The organism is Leucobacter chromiisoli, assembly GCF_016522505.1.
In the GTDB taxonomy this organism is placed as follows: domain Bacteria; phylum Actinomycetota; class Actinomycetes; order Actinomycetales; family Microbacteriaceae; genus Leucobacter; species Leucobacter chromiisoli.
On sequence record NZ_JAEHOH010000021.1, the window covers coordinates 1 to 15,571 of the forward strand.

Sequence of the window (15,571 nt, forward strand, 5' to 3'; positions counted from 1 at the left end):
CGGGCTCCACCCGGAAGGGTGGGGCCCGCCGCGCTTCTCGTGCGCGCGAGGAGCGGACGGCCCGGCAAAAAGTTATGCGGGCCCGCTCCGAACGGACGTATCATGAAGCATGGACAGGAAATCTAGGGACACCGGGATCCGCGTCGAGCTTCTGCAGGGTACCAACGAAGCCGTCGCCGTCGATGAGCTTGTGGACGACCTGCTGCACGGCGACGTCAACGGGGCGCTGCACGCCCTGCACGAGCCCCACGACGAGCACCACGCCGGGCACGAACGGCCGACGCGCCCCTGAGGAGGCGGTGCCCAGCGGCTGAAGGCGCCGTCGCTCGCGCGTCGGGCGGCCCCCGCCCGTCTCCAGGAGTTGCGGCCGGCGAGGGCGACTGAGCCCGGCGCCTGCGGAGGGGGCGGAACGTCGAGCCGCTCGCTCAGCGAGCGGGATCCTCGCCCGGGTCGTCCTCGAAATCGTCGTCCGTGTTGTACTTGTCGGCGTACTCAGCCCACGCGTCCTCGTCGGAGTTGCGGCCCGCTGCCGCGGCCAGCTCCCGCTCGAGTTCGGAGTAGTTCGTCTGAGGGCTGTAGTACTTCAGCTCCCTCGCGACTTTGGTGTGCTTTGCCTTTTGACGGCCGCGCCCCATGCGTGACCCCCTTACACATTCGGGCCCCGCGGGGTGCAATCGGGCCGCGAGGCAGAGACCTATTCGAGTAGACGTATAGGCTCAATCCTAGCACGGTCACCCCGGGCACACGCTCGGTGGCTACGATGAACAGCGTGACCCGATCCCGCTCCCGCCCGCGCGCGCTTCGCGTCGTGCTGATCGTGCTGCTGGTGCTCGCCAGCGCCGCGCTCCTGGGCGCTGTGGCCGTGCTGCTCCCGATCCTGACCCACCAGAGCGCCGGCGGCTCGGGGCAGCGGCTGCCGGAGGAGTACGTGGCCCACGCCGCGGCCGAGGGTGCGGACGGGAGGACCCGCGAGCTTAGGGTCGAGACGCCGGAGGGGACGCCCGCGGACCTCTCGGAGCTCCGGCCCGGCGACGAGCTCATCGTGCGCGGCTCGGGCTTCGATGCGTCTATCGGCATATACGTGGGCGTCTGCGCCGTTCCCGAGGATCGCGGGAACAAACCCTCGCCCTGTCTCGGCGGGATCCCCGAGGGGGCGGAGGAGGGCCACGCGGACCGGGCCGCGCTGTCGAGCGTCTGGATCACCGACGACTGGGCGTGGCGGGCCTTCGCGACTCACGGCTACGACGACGCCGAGAGCGGGGCGTTCACCGCCCAGCTCACCGTGCCCGCGTCATCCCAAGGGGGGCTGGACTGCTCGGTCGTCAGCTGCGCGGTCACGACCCGCTCCGATCACACCGCCGGCTCCGACCGCGTGCAGGACATGCAGCTGCCGGTGCGCTTCGCCGAGAACCCGCAGTAGTCGAACCCGCAGCGGCCCGCCGCCGGCAGCCGGACGCGCTATGCGAGCGGGGCGATGACGAAGGTGGCGAAGGTGAAGATGGCGAGCCCGGCGAGCGAACCGATGACGGTGCCGTTGATGCGGATGAACTGCAGGTCCTTGCCGATCTGCAGCTCGATCTTCTCCGCGGCCTCCTGGGCGTCCCAGCGCTGCACCGTGTCGGTGACGACGCTGGCGAGGTCGTGCCGGTAGGTGTGCACGAGATACTCGACGACGTCCATGACCCAGACGTCGATCTTGTACTGCAGCGTCGTGTCGGCGAGCAGGCGCCGCCCGAAATCCTGCAGCGCCGTCGTGATGCGCTCGCGCAGCTCGCTCCCCGGATCCTCGAGCATCTCGACGAGGGCGGCCCGCGCGGTCGTCCAGGTGCTCGCCGCGAGCTTCCGGATCCGTGGGCTGTCGAAGACCTCGTGCTTGAACGACTCGAGCTGCGCCTGAAGCTCGGGCTGCTGCTGCAGATCCCGCGCGAGGTCGGCGAAGAAGCGACTCGCGGCGCGGCGGAAGGGGTGGTCGCGATCCTCGGCGACGCTCTGCGCGAAGCGCACGGCCTCGGCGTGCAGCCGACCGTCGACGAAGCGGTCGACGACGCTCGGCACCCAGGAGGGCAGCCGCGAGGAGACCACGCTGTCGAAGGCCTGAGGATGCTCCACCAGCCACTGCTCCAGACGTTCCGCCGCCAGGTCGATGAGCGCCTGATGGTGGTCGCCGTCGAGGAAGGACTCGGCCGCGCGTCCCAGCAGCGGCCCCCACTCCGGATCGACGACGTGCCGCCTGACGAGCCCCTCGATCAGATCGCGGACGTCATTGTCGTCGAGCACCGTCAGCGCCCCGAGGCCGGCGCTGGCGGCCATGCCGCTCACGTGCTCGGCGTGCGGGCGCTCGACGAGCCACTCGCCCGCGCGGCGCGCTCCCTGGATCTCGGCGAGCTTGTCGTGCACCACGTCGTCCGCGAGGAAGTTCTCCTCGATGAACGACCCGAGTCCCTCGCCGATCTCGTCCTTCTTCTCGGAGATCAGGTTGGTGTGCGGGATCCTGATCCCGAGCGGATGCCGGAACAGCGCGGTGACCGCGAACCAGTCGGCCAGCGCGCCCACCATGCCGCCCTCGCTGGCGGCGCGGACGAACCCGAGCCAGGGCAGCCGCTCCTGCAGAGCGAAGGAGAGCACGAACACCACGGCCATGAACAGCAGCAGGCCGAGCGCGATGGCCTGCATGCGGCGGAGCTGGCGGAGACGCTCGAAATCGGCCGGCGTGACGGCTCCCAGCGTGCGCTTGGAGCGGGGGCGTGAGGCGGATCGCGCGACGACGCGTGACTGAGGCATCTGACCATTATCCTCCCTGCCGCTCTCCGCCGGAGCGCGCCTGCTCGAGTGCGCCCGCTCGCGTGAAATAATCGAGCCCATGCACCTCTTCACCGCAGCAAGCCTGAAGAACCGCGCTCTCATCGCTCTCGTGACCATCGTCACGGCGGTTTTCGGACTGCTGAGCGTCGGGTCGCTGAAACAGGAGCTGATGCCCTCCGTCCAGTTCCCGACGATCGCGGTGATCACCGCCTACCCCGGGGCGTCGCCCGAGGTCGTGAACAACGACGTCTCCAAGCCGATCGAGACGGCGCTGCGGGGGGTGCCGCAGCTCGAGACCACGACGGCCACGTCGAGCACCGGCGCCTCGACGGTGCTCGCCGAGTTCACCTACGGGGTGGACATCCCGGCCACCGAGCAGAAGGTGGAGCGGGCGATCAGCCGTATCTCGGACCTGCTGCCCGAGACCGCGGACTCCCAGGTCATGTCGGGCAGCATCGACGACTTCCCCGTCATCCAGGTCGCCGTGACTCCGGGGGAGGGATCCTCGATCGAGGAGACCGGGCAGCTCGTCGATCGCGTGGCGATCCCGAAGCTGTCGGACGTCGACGGGGTGAGGGAAGCCCAGCTGGTGGGGGCCCGCGGAGACAGGATCACCATCGCCCCAGACGCCGCTCTGCTCGCGGAGAACGGCCTGAGCACGCAGTCGATCACCGACACGCTCCAGCAGAGCGGCGTGCTCATGGCGGCGGGCACCGTGCCCGACGGCGATCGCACGCTCGCCGTGCAGGCGGGCAGCGAACTGCACTCGGCCGAGGACATCGCGGCGCTGCCGATCGCGCGCGGCCCCGAGGCGCTCGGCGCGCAGGGCGAGGGGCCTCCCGGCGGTTCCCTCCAGCAGGATCCGTTCGCCGAGCAGCCGGCCGCGCCCGCGACGGTCACGATCGGCCAGGTCGCGAACGTCGTGCTCGAGCAGAACCCCGTGCAGAGCATCTCCCGGGTCAACGGGCAGGACGCCCTCACGATCGCCGTCACCAAGACGTCGGCCGCCAACACCGTCGACGTGTCGCACGGCGTCGAGGCCGAGCTCGCCGATCTCGAGGACGCCCTCGGCGGCGCCGAGCTCCGCGTCGTCTTCGACCAGGCCCCCTACGTCGAGCAGTCGATCGAGACGCTCACCACGGAGGGGCTGCTGGGTCTCGTCTTCGCGGTGCTCGTGATCCTCGTCTTCCTGATGTCGATGCGCGCGACCCTGGTGACCGCGATCTCGATCCCGACGTCGGTGCTGCTCACCATCATCGGGCTGAACTTCGCCGACTACACGCTGAACATGCTGACGCTCGGCGCGCTCACCATCTCCATCGGCCGGGTGGTCGACGACTCCATCGTCGTGATCGAGAACATCAAGCGCCACCTCGGAGAAGGCGTCGATCGCGGCGCCACCATCGTGAGCGCGGTGCGCGAGGTCGCGGGGGCGATCACCGCCTCCACGGTCACGACGGTGGCCGTCTTCCTGCCGATGGCGTTCGTCGAGGGCATGGTGGGGGAGCTGTTCCGGCCGTTCTCCTTCACCGTCTCGATCGCGCTCGCCGCCTCCCTGCTGGTGTCGTTGACGATCGTGCCGGTGCTCGCCTACTGGTTCCTGAAGCCCGACAGCTACTCGCGCAGGCCGGCGTTCCTCAAGCGCCGGGGCGTCGAGACGATCGACGAGCACGATCCCGACCGCGTCACCGCCCTCCAGCGGGGCTACCGCCCCATCATCGACTGGACGCTGCGCCGCCCCGCGGTCACCCTCGTGCTCGCGGCGCTCGTGTTCGGCGGCACGATCGCCGCGAGCCCGCTCATGAAGACGAACTACATGGGGGCCGACGAGCAGAACTCGGTCGGACTGACGCAGACGCTCGCCCCCGGCACCAGCCTCGACGTGCAGCTCGCCCAGGCCCAGAAGGTCGAGGAGGCGCTCGCGGAGATCGACGCCGTGGACACCGTGCAGGTGACGATCGGCAGCGGCGACGGCATGGCCGCGCTGTTCGGCGGAGGGGACGACGGCGTCATCAGCTACTCGATCACCACCGATCCCGATGCGGTGCAGAGCGAGGTGCAGGATCGCATCCGCGATGCCGTGGACGGGATCGAGGACGCCGGCGACTTCTCGCTCGGGATGAGCGACGGCGGGGTCACGATGTCGAGCGCGATCGAGGTGTACGTCACCGCGCCCGACCAGGAGACCCTGGCCGCCGCGAGCGAGGCCGTCGCCGCCGAGCTGTCCGAGCAGGAGGGGCTGATCCAGGTCGAGAGCGACCTCGGCACCTCGCGCCCCTTCCTCAGCATCGCGGTCGACCGCCGGCTCGCGGCGGATGCCGGCCTCAGTGAGGCCGCCGTCGCGGGGCTCGTCGCTCAGCGGATGCAGCCGAGCCAGATCGGTCAGATCACGATGGAGGAGAACACCATCGGCGTCTACCTGTCCGCGGGCGCCCGCCCCGCCGACCAGGCGGGCGTCGCCGCCCTCCCCATCCCGACGCCGACGGGCGAGCAGCGGCTGGACTCGCTCGCGACGGTCCAGGTCGCCGACGGCCCCGTCACAGTGCGTACCGAGGACGGCGTGCGGATGGTCACCGTCTCGGCGCTGCCGGAGGGCGACGATCTCACCACCGCCGGCGCGTCCGTGAGCGCCGCCCTCGAATCGGTCGAGCTTCCCGCCGGCGCGAGCGCGAGCATCGGCGGCGTGATGTCGCAGCAGGAGGAGGCCTTCGGCCAGCTCGGGATCGCGCTGCTCGCGGCGATCCTCATCGTGTACGTCGTGATGGTCGCCACCTTCAAGAGTCTGCTGCAGCCCCTGCTGCTGCTGATCTCGGTGCCGTTCGCCGCGACCGGCGCGATCCTGCTGCTCATCGCGACCGGCATCCCCCTCGGCGTCGCCTCGCTCATCGGCGTGCTCATGCTGATCGGCATCGTCGTGACGAACGCGATCGTGCTCGTCGACCTCGTCAACCAGTTCCGCGCCCGAGGCGAGACGCTGCACCACGCCGTCGTGCACGGTTCCCTGCTGCGTCTGCGCCCCATCGTCATGACCGCGCTCGCGACGATCCTCGCGCTCACCCCCATGGGGCTCGGGATCACCGGCAAGGGCGGCTTCATCTCGCAGCCGCTCGCGGTCGTCGTGATCGGCGGTCTGCTCTCGTCGACCGTGCTGACGCTCGTCGTGCTGCCGACCCTCTACTACCTGGTGGAGCGGCGGCGCGAGATCTGGCGCGAGCGGCGGACGACGCGTGGCGCGGGCGGGTCGCTCCCGGGCGACGGCGCGGTCGCAGCGGCCGCCGCGGGCGGCGCGGGCGGCGCCGCCCCGTCGGACGGAGAGGCGGCTGCTGAGAGCGCGGCTCGGCCGCAGCGCCGTCGCGGTCGCGCGGCCAGACGACGGGCCGGCGACGCCGGAGTCGGCGCCGGGAGCGCGGTCGCCGGCGCCGGTGCTGCGGTCGCGGGTGCTGCGGCCGCGGGCCTCGGCGTCAACGCGGCGGATCGCGAGGGGGCAGCCGGCGGTCACGGTGTCTTCGAGCCGGACGAGGAGACCGGCGCACCCGACGCCGAGCATCGCGCGGAGCACGGCGGATCGCCGGAGCACGGCGGATCGCCGGAGCACGGCGGATCGCCGGAGCACGGCGGATCGCCGGAGCACGGCGACCGCGTCGAGCCGGCCGAGCCGGAGGGGACGATCTCGCCCGAACTCGCCGAGCTGCTCGGCGAGATGGGGCTTCCCGCAGTGCACGCGTGGGAGACGGGCACCGAACCCGGCCCCGAGCCCGAGGCCGGGGCCGATCCCGCGCCGGAGGCCGCCGATTCCGAACCGACGGCTGAACCGGCCGAGCCGGTGATCGGGGTCGATCCGGCCGCCGATCCCGAACCCGCGGTCGAACCGGTGGCCGGGGCGGAACCGGCGCCCCCGCAGGGCGGACTGCCCGTAGCGGAGGACGCACCGCCGGCCCCGGAGGAGCCTCTCGTCTCGGAGAGCGCGCCGCTGGTCGCGGAGGACGCACCCTCGGTTCCCGAGGCCGAACCGCGGGAGGAGGACGCCGAGGACGCTGGGACCGACGCCGAGGACGACGCCGAGGACGACGCCGAGGACGACGCTCCCACCATCGAGGAGCTCTTCGGCCTCACCGGGGGCCGTTCGGGGGAGGACGAGGAGGAGCCGCGCGACGCCGAGGAGCTGGACTGGGACCAGCTCATCTACCAGGCCGTGCAGGAGGCGGGGCCCGGCCGGCGGGCCGCCTCGGAGGATGCGGAGCCCCCGTCCCCCGGCGCGGCCGAGACCGACGCGCTGGAGACCGACGCGCCCGAGACCGACGCGCCCGAGACCAACGCGCCCGAGGGCGAGGGCCCCGTCGAGCCCGGAACGGAGCGCTGACGTGGCGCAGAAGCGAGGACGCGGCTACCGCGCCCCGACCAACTACGAGCCCTCTCGCGGCAGGAAGCCCCGTCGCCGCTTCTCGGACGACGCGGGCGGGAAGAGCGCCGGGGACCGGGATCCGAAGAGCACTCGGCGCGGACACGCGGGCGAGGATCGGAACGTGGGGCGCGACCGCGAGGCCCGATCCGAACGCGACCCGCGAGCCGCCAGGCGGGAGGTCCTCGAGGATCACCGCCGCGCCGGACGGACCCGCGGTCACGAGAGCGGCAAGCGCGAGCGCGATCACGAGCGCGGCGGGCAGGACGAGACGGCTGCGAGCCGGCGCGACCACGGAAGTCGGCGCGACCACGGAAGTCGGCGCGACCACGGAAGTCGGCGCGAGGGAGGCGCCCGCGTGTTCGCCTTCGACGTGGACGGCCGGGCGAAGCCGGTCCGGGAGGGGGCCGGCCCCCGGGACCGCCACGCGCCGGCGGACGTCGTGCTCGAGCGCCTCGAGGCGAAGCGGACCACTGCGGCCGACGTCGCCGACGCGACGTTCGAGCGGCTCGGCCTCGGGGGCAACATCGTGCGCACCCTCGCCGAGCTGGGGGCCGAGACCCCCTTCCCGATCCAGGCGGCGACGATCCCCGACGTGCTCGCCGGGCGCCACGTGCTCGGCCGAGGGCGCACCGGATCCGGCAAGACCATCGCGTTCGGCGCCCCCCTCGTGGAGCGGTTGCTGCAGCTCCGGGCCGCGGGTGCGTTCGCGCAGGATCCGCCCCGCGAGCGGCCCAAGCAGGTGCGCGGCGAGCGGAAGCACGCCCCGCGCCGCCCCGCGCGCAACCCGAAGGCCGTGATCCTCGCCCCCACCCGCGAGCTCGCCCTGCAGATCGACCGCACCGTGCAGCCGATCGCGCGATCCGTCGGTCTGTACACGGCGCAGCTCGTGGGCGGCGTCCCGATCGATCCGCAGCTGCACGCGCTGGAGCGGGGCGTCGACATCGTGATCGGCACACCGGGCCGCATCGAGGATCTGATCAAGCGGCGCCGGCTCGACCTCCGCGAGGTCGCCGTCTCCGTGCTCGACGAGGCCGACCACATGTGCGAGCTGGGCTTCCTCGAGCCGGTGCAGCGCATCATGCGGCACACGCCGCGCGAGGGGCAGAAGCTGCTGTTCTCGGCGACGCTCGATCAGGGCGTCTCCGAGCTGGTGCGCGAGTTCCTGCGCGATCCCGCCGTGCACGAGGTCGCGGGCGACGACCCCGCGGCCGTCGCCTCCGAGCACCGCGTATTCATCGTGCTGCGCGAGCACAAGGACGAGGTGCTGCTGCAACTGGTGCGCAGACCGGGCCGCATCGTGGTGTTCTGCCGCACGCGTGCCTTTGCCGAGCGGCTGGCCGAGATGTTCGGCGAGGCCGGCGTGCGGGTCACCGCCCTGCACGGCGACCTGGCCCAGGCGAAGCGGGAGCGCAACCTCGCGAAGTTCGCGGAGGGGAAGGCGGCCGTGCTGGTGGCGACCGACGTCGCCGCGCGCGGGATCCACGTCGACGACGTCGACCTCGTGCTGCAGGCCGACCCGGCGGACGACTACAAGACCTACCTGCACCGCTCCGGCCGCACGGGGCGGGCCGGCAAGACGGGCGAGGTCATCACCGTGATCCCGCGCACACGGCAGAAGCGCACGCGCGAGATGCTCGAGAACGCCGAGATCGAGCCCGTGTACTTCGGCGATTTCGTGCCGGGGCAGGATCCGCACGACGTCTGAGCTGGCCTGACCGCACAGCGGAGTCCCGCCGGAATTGGAGGTGGCGCACAAACGCGTGCGGGGTGCGGCGGCTCTCGGGTGTGGGGAGTGAGCCGATCGGTTGTCGGGCGCCGGGGCCCGGCCTAACCTGGCGGCATCGCCGCGAACCCTCGAGACGCGGCACCGGAGCGGCGCCGCGGTCGCGTCGCCGCTGGAGCGCAAGGAGCAACGATGACCCACGCCACAACCGAGAGCACCCGCACCGAGCACGCCCGCGCCGTCCCCGCCGGCGGCGGGTCAGAGCGGGGCGGACGCAGCGCCGCCGAGCCCCGCATCGACGTCGGGCTCGTCGGCGACGCCCTGCTCGGCAGGTGGAAGCAGGAACGCCTCGCATCGCGCGAGCTCGCCGCCGACCCCCGCCTGCACACGATCCCGGGCCAGTCGATGGCCGAGCACCGCGAACGGGCGCTCGAGCAGCTCGCGATCCTGGTGGAGGAGGGCGCCATCCAGCGGGCCTACCCCGGCGACCTGGGCGGCAGCGACAACCACGGCGGCAACATCGCCGCCTTCCAGGAGCTCGTGCTCGCCGACCCGTCGCTGCAGATCAAGAGCGGGGTGCAGTGGGGGCTGTTCGGCGCCGCGATCCTGCACCTCGGTACCCGCCCGCACCACGAGAAGTGGCTGCCCGACGTCATGAGCCTCAAGCTGCCCGGAGCGTTCGCGATGACCGAGATCGGTCACGGGTCGGACGTCGCGTCGGTCGGCACGACCGCCACCTACGACCCCGAGACCCGGGAGTTCGAGATCCACACGCCGTTCCGGGGCGCGTGGAAGGAGTTCCTCGGCAACGCCGCCCTGCACGGTCAGGCGGCCGTCGTCTTCGCTCAGCTCATCACGCGCGGGGTGAACCACGGCGTGCACGCGTTCTTCGTGCCCATCCGCACGCCCGACGGCGAGATGCTGCCCGGCGTCGGCAGCGAGGACGACGGGGTCAAGGGCGGCCTCAACGGCATCGACAACGGCCGGCTGCATTTCACGCACGTGCGGATCCCGAGGGAGAACCTGCTCAACCGCTACGGCGACGTCGCGCCCGACGGCACCTACTCGTCGCCCATCGCGAGCCCCGGGCGCCGGTTCTTCACGATGATCGGCACCCTCGTGCAGGGGCGCGTGTCGCTCGACGGCTCGGCGGTGCGGGCCATGATGGCGGCCCTCGCGATCACGGTGCGCTACGGCAGCGAACGACGCCAGTTCCCCGGCGCGGACGGCCGCGAGAAGGTGCTGCTCGACTACGGGCAGTACCAGCGCAGGCTGATCCCGAGGATCGCCGAGACCTACGCGATGGCCTTCGCGGGGGAGCGGCTGCTCACGGTCTTCGACGAGGTGTTCTCGGGCGAGCGCGACACCGACGAGAACCGCCAGGATCTCGAGACCCTGGCGGCCGCACTCAAGCCGCTCTCCACCTGGGCCGCGCTCGACACCCTGCAGGAGGCGCGGGAGGCCTGCGGCGGCGCGGGGTTCATCGCCAAGAACCGTCTGACCGGTCTGCGCGCCGACCTCGACATCTACGTCACCTTCGAGGGCGACAACAACGTGCTGCTGCAGCTCGTCGGCAAGCGCCTGCTCACCGACTTCTCGGCGCGCTTCAAGAACGCCGACGCCGCGACCCTCGCCCGGGCCGCGGCGGGCCAGTTCACCGAGCGGGTGACCCGCTTCGGGCTGCGGCAGCTCGCCCAGAGCGTCGCGGACTTCGGCCAGGTCTCGCGCTCGGTCGAGATCCTTCGGAGCGTGGAGTCGCAGCGGGCCCTGCTCACCGACCGCGTGGAGACGATGGTCGCCCAGGTGGCGATGGCCATGCGCGACGCGACGAAGGACATCCCCAAGGGCGACAAGCAGGCCCTCGCGGTCGCCGGCGACGCCGCGTTCAACACGCAGCAGCACAAGCTGATCGAGGCGGCCCGCGCGCACGCCGAGCTGCTGCAGTGGGAGGCCTTCACCGAGGCCGTGGAGCAGATCGACGACGCCGGGTCCCGGCAGGTGCTCACCTGGCTGCGGGATCTCTTCGGACTCGGACTGCTCGAGAAGCACGCGGCCTGGTACCTCATGCACGGTCGCATCTCGGGGCAGCGCGCCGAGGCCGTGACCGCCTACATCGACCGCCTCATCGGGCGGCTCCGCCACCACGCGCTCGACCTGGTGGAGGCCTTCGGGCTCGGTCCCGAGCTGCTGCGCGCCGAGATCGCGACCGGCATCGAGGCGGAGCGGCAGGAGGAGGCGCTGGCCTACGTGGAGGCCCGGATCGCCGACGGCACCTGGCCGACCCACGAGAAGGATCTGCGAGCGCAGGCGCGCTGAGTCTCGGCGGCGGCTGGCTAGGGTGGAGCCATGACCGAGCACCTGCGCACCCTCTACCCGCCCATCGAACCCCACGCCTTCGGCAGGCTCACGGTGGGAGACGGGTACCAGATCCACTGGGAGGTCTGCGGCAACCCGGAGGGCAAGCCCGTCGTGTTCCTGCACGGCGGGCCGGGCGGGGGCTGCGGAGCAGACCACCGCCGCTACTTCGACCCCGAACGCTACCGCATCGTGCTCTTCGACCAGCGCGGATGCGGGCGCAGCACCCCGCACGCGAGCGAACCGGACGCCGACCTCTCCAGCAACACGACCTGGCATCTCGTGGCCGACATCGAGCGGCTGCGCGAGCACCTGGACGTCGACCGCTGGCAGGTCTTCGGCGGATCCTGGGGGTCGACCCTCGCGCTGGCCTATGCCCAGTCCCACCCCGAGCGCGTGACGGAGCTGGTGCTCCGCGGCATCTTCACGCTGCGGGAATCCGAGCTGCACTGGTTCTACCAGGAGGGCGCGTCCGCGCTGTTCCCAGACGCGTGGGAGGAGTACCTCGCGCAGATCCCGGAGGTCGAGCGCGACGATCTCATCGCCGCCTATCACCGCCGGCTCTTCGACGCCGATCCCGCCGTGCACGTGCCGGCGGGAGTGGCCTGGACGGTGTGGGAGAACTCGACCATCCGGCTGATCCCCGATGAGGAGGCGATCGCGGCCGCCCGCGCGGACGAGCCGGCAGCGGTCGCGTTCGCCCGCATCGAGAACCACTACTTCGCCAACCGCGGCTGGATGGAGGACGGTGGGCTGATCCGGGACGCCGCCGAGAAGCTGGCGGGCATCCCCGGCGTCATCGTGCAGGGGCGCTACGACGCGTGCACCCCTCCGCGAACCGCGTGGGATCTGCATCGGGCGTGGCCCGAGGCCGAGTTCGTGATGGTGCCGGACGCCGGGCACGCCGCCGGCGAGCCCGGAATCGTCGACGCGCTGGTGCGCGCCACCGACCGCTTCGCCTCCTAGGCGTTCCGCGAGCCCGACGGCGCGGCCCTGGCTTTCGAGCGGATGGCTTCTCCGCGACTGGACGCCCGAATCCCCGCGAAACGCCCATCCGTTCGCACGACGGCCATCCGTTCGCGGAGCATCCGCCATGCCGGAACCGTGCCGGAACCGTGCCGGCGCCGGCATGGGGCACGGTTCCGCGCTCAGCCGAATACACTGTGAGCGGGAGGCCGCAATGACGTTCAACGACAACGTCCGGATCGACACCGGCAAGGTGTCCCGGCGACGGGGCGGGCGCGGGGGAGCGATCGCGGGAGGCGGCATCGGCGTGGCCGTGCTGCTGTTCTTCGCGTCGCAGCTGCTGGGGATCGATCTGACGCCCCTCGCCGGGATGGCCCAGGGCGGCACCGTGCAGGATCAGGAGGTCGGTTTCGAGGACTGCGAGACGGGGGCCGACGCCAACGAGAACACCGAGTGCCGCATGGCCGGCGCGAGCGATTCGCTGGACCGCTACTGGACCGAGCAGGTCGGCAACTACCGAGCGCCCGGAGTGATCCTCTACGACGGCCAGACCAGCTCGGCGTGCGGCACCGCCTCGGCCGCCGTGGGCCCGTTCTACTGCCCCTCCGACGAGTCCATCTACCTCGACACCGCGTTCTTCGAGACGCTCCGCGCCGACTACGGCGCGTCCGGCGGCTCGCTCGCCCAGATGTACGTGCTCGCCCACGAGTGGGGGCACCACATCTCGAAGCTCGTGGGGTCGCTGAACGGCGCAGGCAACTCCCGGGGAGCCGATTCGGGATCGGTGCGCCTCGAGCTGCAGGCCGACTGCTTCGCGGGCGCGTGGGTGAAGGACGCGTCGACCGTCGCGGACGACCGCGGGACCCCGTTCCTGAAACCGGTGTCCCAGGCTCAGATCGCCGACGCGATGGACGCCGCGGCGACCGTGGGGGACGATCACATCATGGAGCAGGCCGGTCAGCGGGTGAACCCCGACGCGTTCACGCACGGCACCTCCGAGCAGCGGCAGCGCTGGTTCCTCACCGGCTATCAGCAGGGCCCGACGGCGTGCGGCACCTTCGACGTGCCGGCGTCCGAGCTGTAGACGACGCGCCCCGACAGAGCCGGGATCGGGGCGCAGCCCGGATCGAACGCAGGCGGGATCGGGCGTAGCCGGCGTCGGACGCAGACGGCCGTCACGCGCCGCTCCGGCGGCTCCGTCAGCGGCGCTTCTTCTTCGCCTTGCGGGCCTCGGCCTTCCTGCGCTCGGCCTTCGCCTTCGCGGCGGCGAGCTGCGCCCCGCGCGAGTTCGGCTTGAGCTTCGGCTTCTTCGCGGAGGAGGCCCCCGATGCCCGGGTGTCGCCCGCCTGCTGCCGGCTGCGGTCTGCGGTCTTGCGAGCGTCCTCCCGAGGACTCCGATCGGAGCGGGATCCGGAGCCCGGTCCGGCGTCGGCTCCGGGCCGTGAGCTGCGGGCCGTGCGCCCGCGGAGCACCCCCGCGAGCTGCTGGACGTCGGCGGCGTCGCGATCCCGCGCCCAGGTCGCCCACACGCTGCTGCCCGGGAGCCGGTCGTCGTCCGTCACCGGCAGCACCGCGTGCTCGCGCTTGTTCGCCAGATGCCGCGCGAGCGGCAGCGGCAGCAGGATCCCGCCGAGACCGGTGGCGACGAGCCGGAGGGCCGCGACCGCATCGGTCGGCGCCCACGACGGGTCGGCCCAGGGCTCCGGATCCGGCCAGCCGGGCGCGTGGTCCGAGTGATCGAGCAGCGGGACGAGCTCGAGGTCGCCGAGATCGACCGAATCGTGCTCGGCGAGCTCGTGGTCGACCGCCACGACGAGGGCGAGCGACTCCGTGTACAGGTGCACCGCGTGCCGGGACTCCGCGGGACGCTCGCGAGGCATGGCCCGCTCGAGCATGACGTCCAGGGGCGCGGCCTGCGCGGCGACGCCGTGGTCCGGCGCCGGACCGAAGGCGACGTCGATCGGCACCAGCTCGAGGGGGTGCCCCGGCGAAGCGGCGGCCCAGCGCTTCGCCCATCGGCTCGGAGCGATCCCGCGCGCGAATCCGAGGCGGAGCGGGGCCGGCCCCGACGGCCGGGGCTCGGCGGTTCCCGGGGATCCGCCGGTCTCGTCGGGTTCGTGCGCGCCGGAGCTCCCGTGCGGATCGCGCGTCTCGCGGGTGCTCACGGTGCGATCTCCGCGTAGATCTCGTGGTCGATGTCCAATCGCGCCTCGGCCAGGGCGATCCTGAACTCGCCGGGAGCGGGAGCGCCGCGCAGCGGGGTGGCCTCCGCGAGGTAGTGGGGCAGCGCCTCGGCGTCGTGCCCCTGCGGCGGGCCGCCGCTCGCCGGCACCACCCGCCACCACGGCACGGTGTGGCCGTAGTGCGCCATCACCATCCCGACGGCGCGGGGTGCGCGCGAGCCGATCGCCCGCGCGACATCGCCGTAGGTCATGACGCGCCCCTCGGGAATGCGGGACACGACGTCGAGAACCTCTTCGACGAACTCGGGGCTGGGCACGCTCCCAGACTACGCGGTGCGGGACCCGAGCGGCGGCGCGCCGGCAGGTTCGGCGCCGGGAAGGCCGGGTCGGAGGGGAGGATCAGCCGAACTCGGAGACGCCGAGCAGCATGCCGATCGTGTAGGTCGCCGCGACGGCGATGCCGCCGAAGAGCAGCTGCCGAGCGGCGCCCGCGGCCCAGTTGCGGCGCGTGACGCGAGCGGCGAGGCCGCCCGCGAACAGCAGGCCGACGCCGCCGAACGCGAGCCCCCACCACAGCGTGCCGAAGCCGAAGAGGAACGGCAGGATCGGGATCATCGCTCCCACCCCGAACGACAGCAGCGACGAGAACGCCGCCACCCACGGCGACGCCTTCTCGTCGGGGCGCAGGCCCAGCTCCTGCATGAGGTGCAGGTTCACCGCGTGCTCGGCGTTCTGATGCACCTGCTTCGCGGCGACCGTGGCGACCTCGGGGGTCATGCCGCTGCGCAGGAAGCGGCGCTCGAGCTCGGCCTGCTCGCCATCGGGGTTGCGGGTGTGCGCCTCGATCTCGGTGCGCATCTCGAAATCGAGCTGCTCGTTGGCGGTGCGCACCGACGTGTACTCGCCGAGCGCCATCGAGATCGCTCCGGCGATGAGACCCGAGATACCGGTGATCGCGACGATGCCGGGCGCCGCACCGGCGGCCGCGATGCCCGCGATGAGGCCGACGTTCGAGACGAGGCCGTCCATGGCTCCGAAGACGCTGGCGCGCAGCCACCCCGACGAGACATCGGAGTGGCGGTGGTCGTAGTCGTGCGGCCTCGAGAGATCGAAGTCGGTCATGGCGGCTCCTCCTGCTGA

At 72.2% G+C, this 15,571-nt stretch carries 12 protein-coding genes; 7 read left to right on the forward strand and 5 right to left on the reverse strand.

The window, feature by feature from the left end:
• Positions 1-109 precede the first annotated feature (109 nt).
• Positions 110-292, forward strand: a complete 183-nt coding sequence (locus JD276_RS13635) for a hypothetical protein (RefSeq protein WP_200116216.1) — start codon at positions 110-112, stop codon at positions 290-292.
• 133 nt (positions 293-425) lie between these two features.
• Here the strand turns inward: JD276_RS13635 and JD276_RS13640 are convergent, their stop codons facing one another.
• Positions 426-635 carry a DUF3073 domain-containing protein gene (locus JD276_RS13640; RefSeq protein ID WP_200116217.1) on the reverse strand — a complete coding sequence of 70 codons (210 nt, stop codon included), beginning with the start codon at positions 633-635 and terminating at the stop codon, positions 426-428.
• A 134-nt stretch (positions 636-769) separates the two neighbouring features.
• On the opposite strand from JD276_RS13640, the gene JD276_RS13645 reads away from it, so the two are divergent.
• Positions 770-1,420, forward strand: a complete 651-nt coding sequence (locus tag JD276_RS13645) for a hypothetical protein (RefSeq protein ID WP_307866581.1) — start codon at positions 770-772, stop codon at positions 1,418-1,420.
• Between the two features lie 38 nt (positions 1,421-1,458).
• Here the strand turns inward: JD276_RS13645 and JD276_RS13650 are convergent, their stop codons facing one another.
• The gene (locus JD276_RS13650; RefSeq protein WP_233615738.1) at positions 1,459-2,781 is read right to left on the reverse strand and encodes a DUF445 domain-containing protein; all 1,323 of its coding nucleotides are present in this window, start codon (positions 2,779-2,781) and stop codon (positions 1,459-1,461) included.
• A gap of 79 nt (positions 2,782-2,860) precedes the next feature.
• On the opposite strand from JD276_RS13650, the gene JD276_RS13655 reads away from it, so the two are divergent.
• The 5 genes from JD276_RS13655 (at position 2,861) to ypfJ (ending at position 13,332) form a co-directional block, all read left to right on the forward strand.
• The gene (locus JD276_RS13655; protein ID WP_200116219.1) at positions 2,861-7,162 is read left to right on the forward strand and encodes an efflux RND transporter permease subunit; all 4,302 of its coding nucleotides are present in this window, start codon (positions 2,861-2,863) and stop codon (positions 7,160-7,162) included.
• Position 7,163: 1 nt separating this feature from the next.
• Positions 7,164-8,909, forward strand: a complete 1,746-nt coding sequence (locus tag JD276_RS13660) for a DEAD/DEAH box helicase (RefSeq protein ID WP_200116285.1) — start codon at positions 7,164-7,166, stop codon at positions 8,907-8,909.
• 210 nt (positions 8,910-9,119) lie between these two features.
• Positions 9,120-11,243 (forward strand): acyl-CoA dehydrogenase family protein, encoded by a 2,124-nt coding sequence (locus JD276_RS13665; RefSeq protein ID WP_200116220.1) that lies wholly within the window; start codon positions 9,120-9,122, stop codon positions 11,241-11,243.
• Between the two features lie 30 nt (positions 11,244-11,273).
• Positions 11,274-12,248 carry a prolyl aminopeptidase gene (gene pip / locus JD276_RS13670; RefSeq protein ID WP_200116221.1) on the forward strand — a complete coding sequence of 325 codons (975 nt, stop codon included), beginning with the start codon at positions 11,274-11,276 and terminating at the stop codon, positions 12,246-12,248.
• A gap of 214 nt (positions 12,249-12,462) precedes the next feature.
• Complete coding sequence (ypfJ, locus tag JD276_RS13675; RefSeq protein ID WP_200116222.1) at positions 12,463-13,332, forward strand: KPN_02809 family neutral zinc metallopeptidase; 870 nt, start codon at positions 12,463-12,465, stop codon at positions 13,330-13,332.
• A 115-nt stretch (positions 13,333-13,447) separates the two neighbouring features.
• Here the strand turns inward: ypfJ and JD276_RS13680 are convergent, their stop codons facing one another.
• The 3 genes from JD276_RS13680 to JD276_RS13690 all read right to left on the reverse strand — a co-directional run bounded on the left by JD276_RS13680 (position 13,448) and on the right by JD276_RS13690 (position 15,553).
• The gene (locus JD276_RS13680) at positions 13,448-14,413 is read right to left on the reverse strand and encodes a LysR substrate-binding domain-containing protein (RefSeq protein ID WP_200116223.1); all 966 of its coding nucleotides are present in this window, start codon (positions 14,411-14,413) and stop codon (positions 13,448-13,450) included.
• The gene (locus JD276_RS13685; RefSeq protein ID WP_200116224.1) at positions 14,410-14,748 is read right to left on the reverse strand and encodes an MGMT family protein; all 339 of its coding nucleotides are present in this window, start codon (positions 14,746-14,748) and stop codon (positions 14,410-14,412) included. The genes JD276_RS13680 and JD276_RS13685 overlap by 4 nt, the downstream gene beginning before the upstream one ends.
• Before the next feature lie 82 nt (positions 14,749-14,830).
• Entirely contained in the window at positions 14,831-15,553 is a 723-nt protein-coding gene (locus JD276_RS13690) for a VIT1/CCC1 transporter family protein (RefSeq protein ID WP_200116225.1), read from the reverse strand.
• Positions 15,554-15,571: the final 18 nt, after the last annotated feature.

Bases quoted from the DNA above. Each gene is read 5' to 3' on its own strand.
- JD276_RS13635 (WP_200116216.1), top strand. From the start codon at position 110: ATGGACAGGAAATCTAGGGACACCGGGATCCGCGTCGAGCTTCTGCAG.
- JD276_RS13665 (WP_200116220.1), top strand. From the start codon at position 9,120: ATGACCCACGCCACAACCGAGAGCACCCGCACCGAGCACGCCCGCGCC.
- JD276_RS13650 (WP_233615738.1), bottom strand. From the start codon at position 2,781: ATGCCTCAGTCACGCGTCGTCGCGCGATCCGCCTCACGCCCCCGCTCC.
- JD276_RS13690 (WP_200116225.1), bottom strand. From the start codon at position 15,553: ATGACCGACTTCGATCTCTCGAGGCCGCACGACTACGACCACCGCCAC.
- ypfJ (WP_200116222.1), top strand. From the start codon at position 12,463: ATGACGTTCAACGACAACGTCCGGATCGACACCGGCAAGGTGTCCCGG.
- JD276_RS13640 (WP_200116217.1), bottom strand. From the start codon at position 635: ATGGGGCGCGGCCGTCAAAAGGCAAAGCACACCAAAGTCGCGAGGGAG.
- JD276_RS13655 (WP_200116219.1), top strand. From the start codon at position 2,861: ATGCACCTCTTCACCGCAGCAAGCCTGAAGAACCGCGCTCTCATCGCT.
- pip (WP_200116221.1), top strand. From the start codon at position 11,274: ATGACCGAGCACCTGCGCACCCTCTACCCGCCCATCGAACCCCACGCC.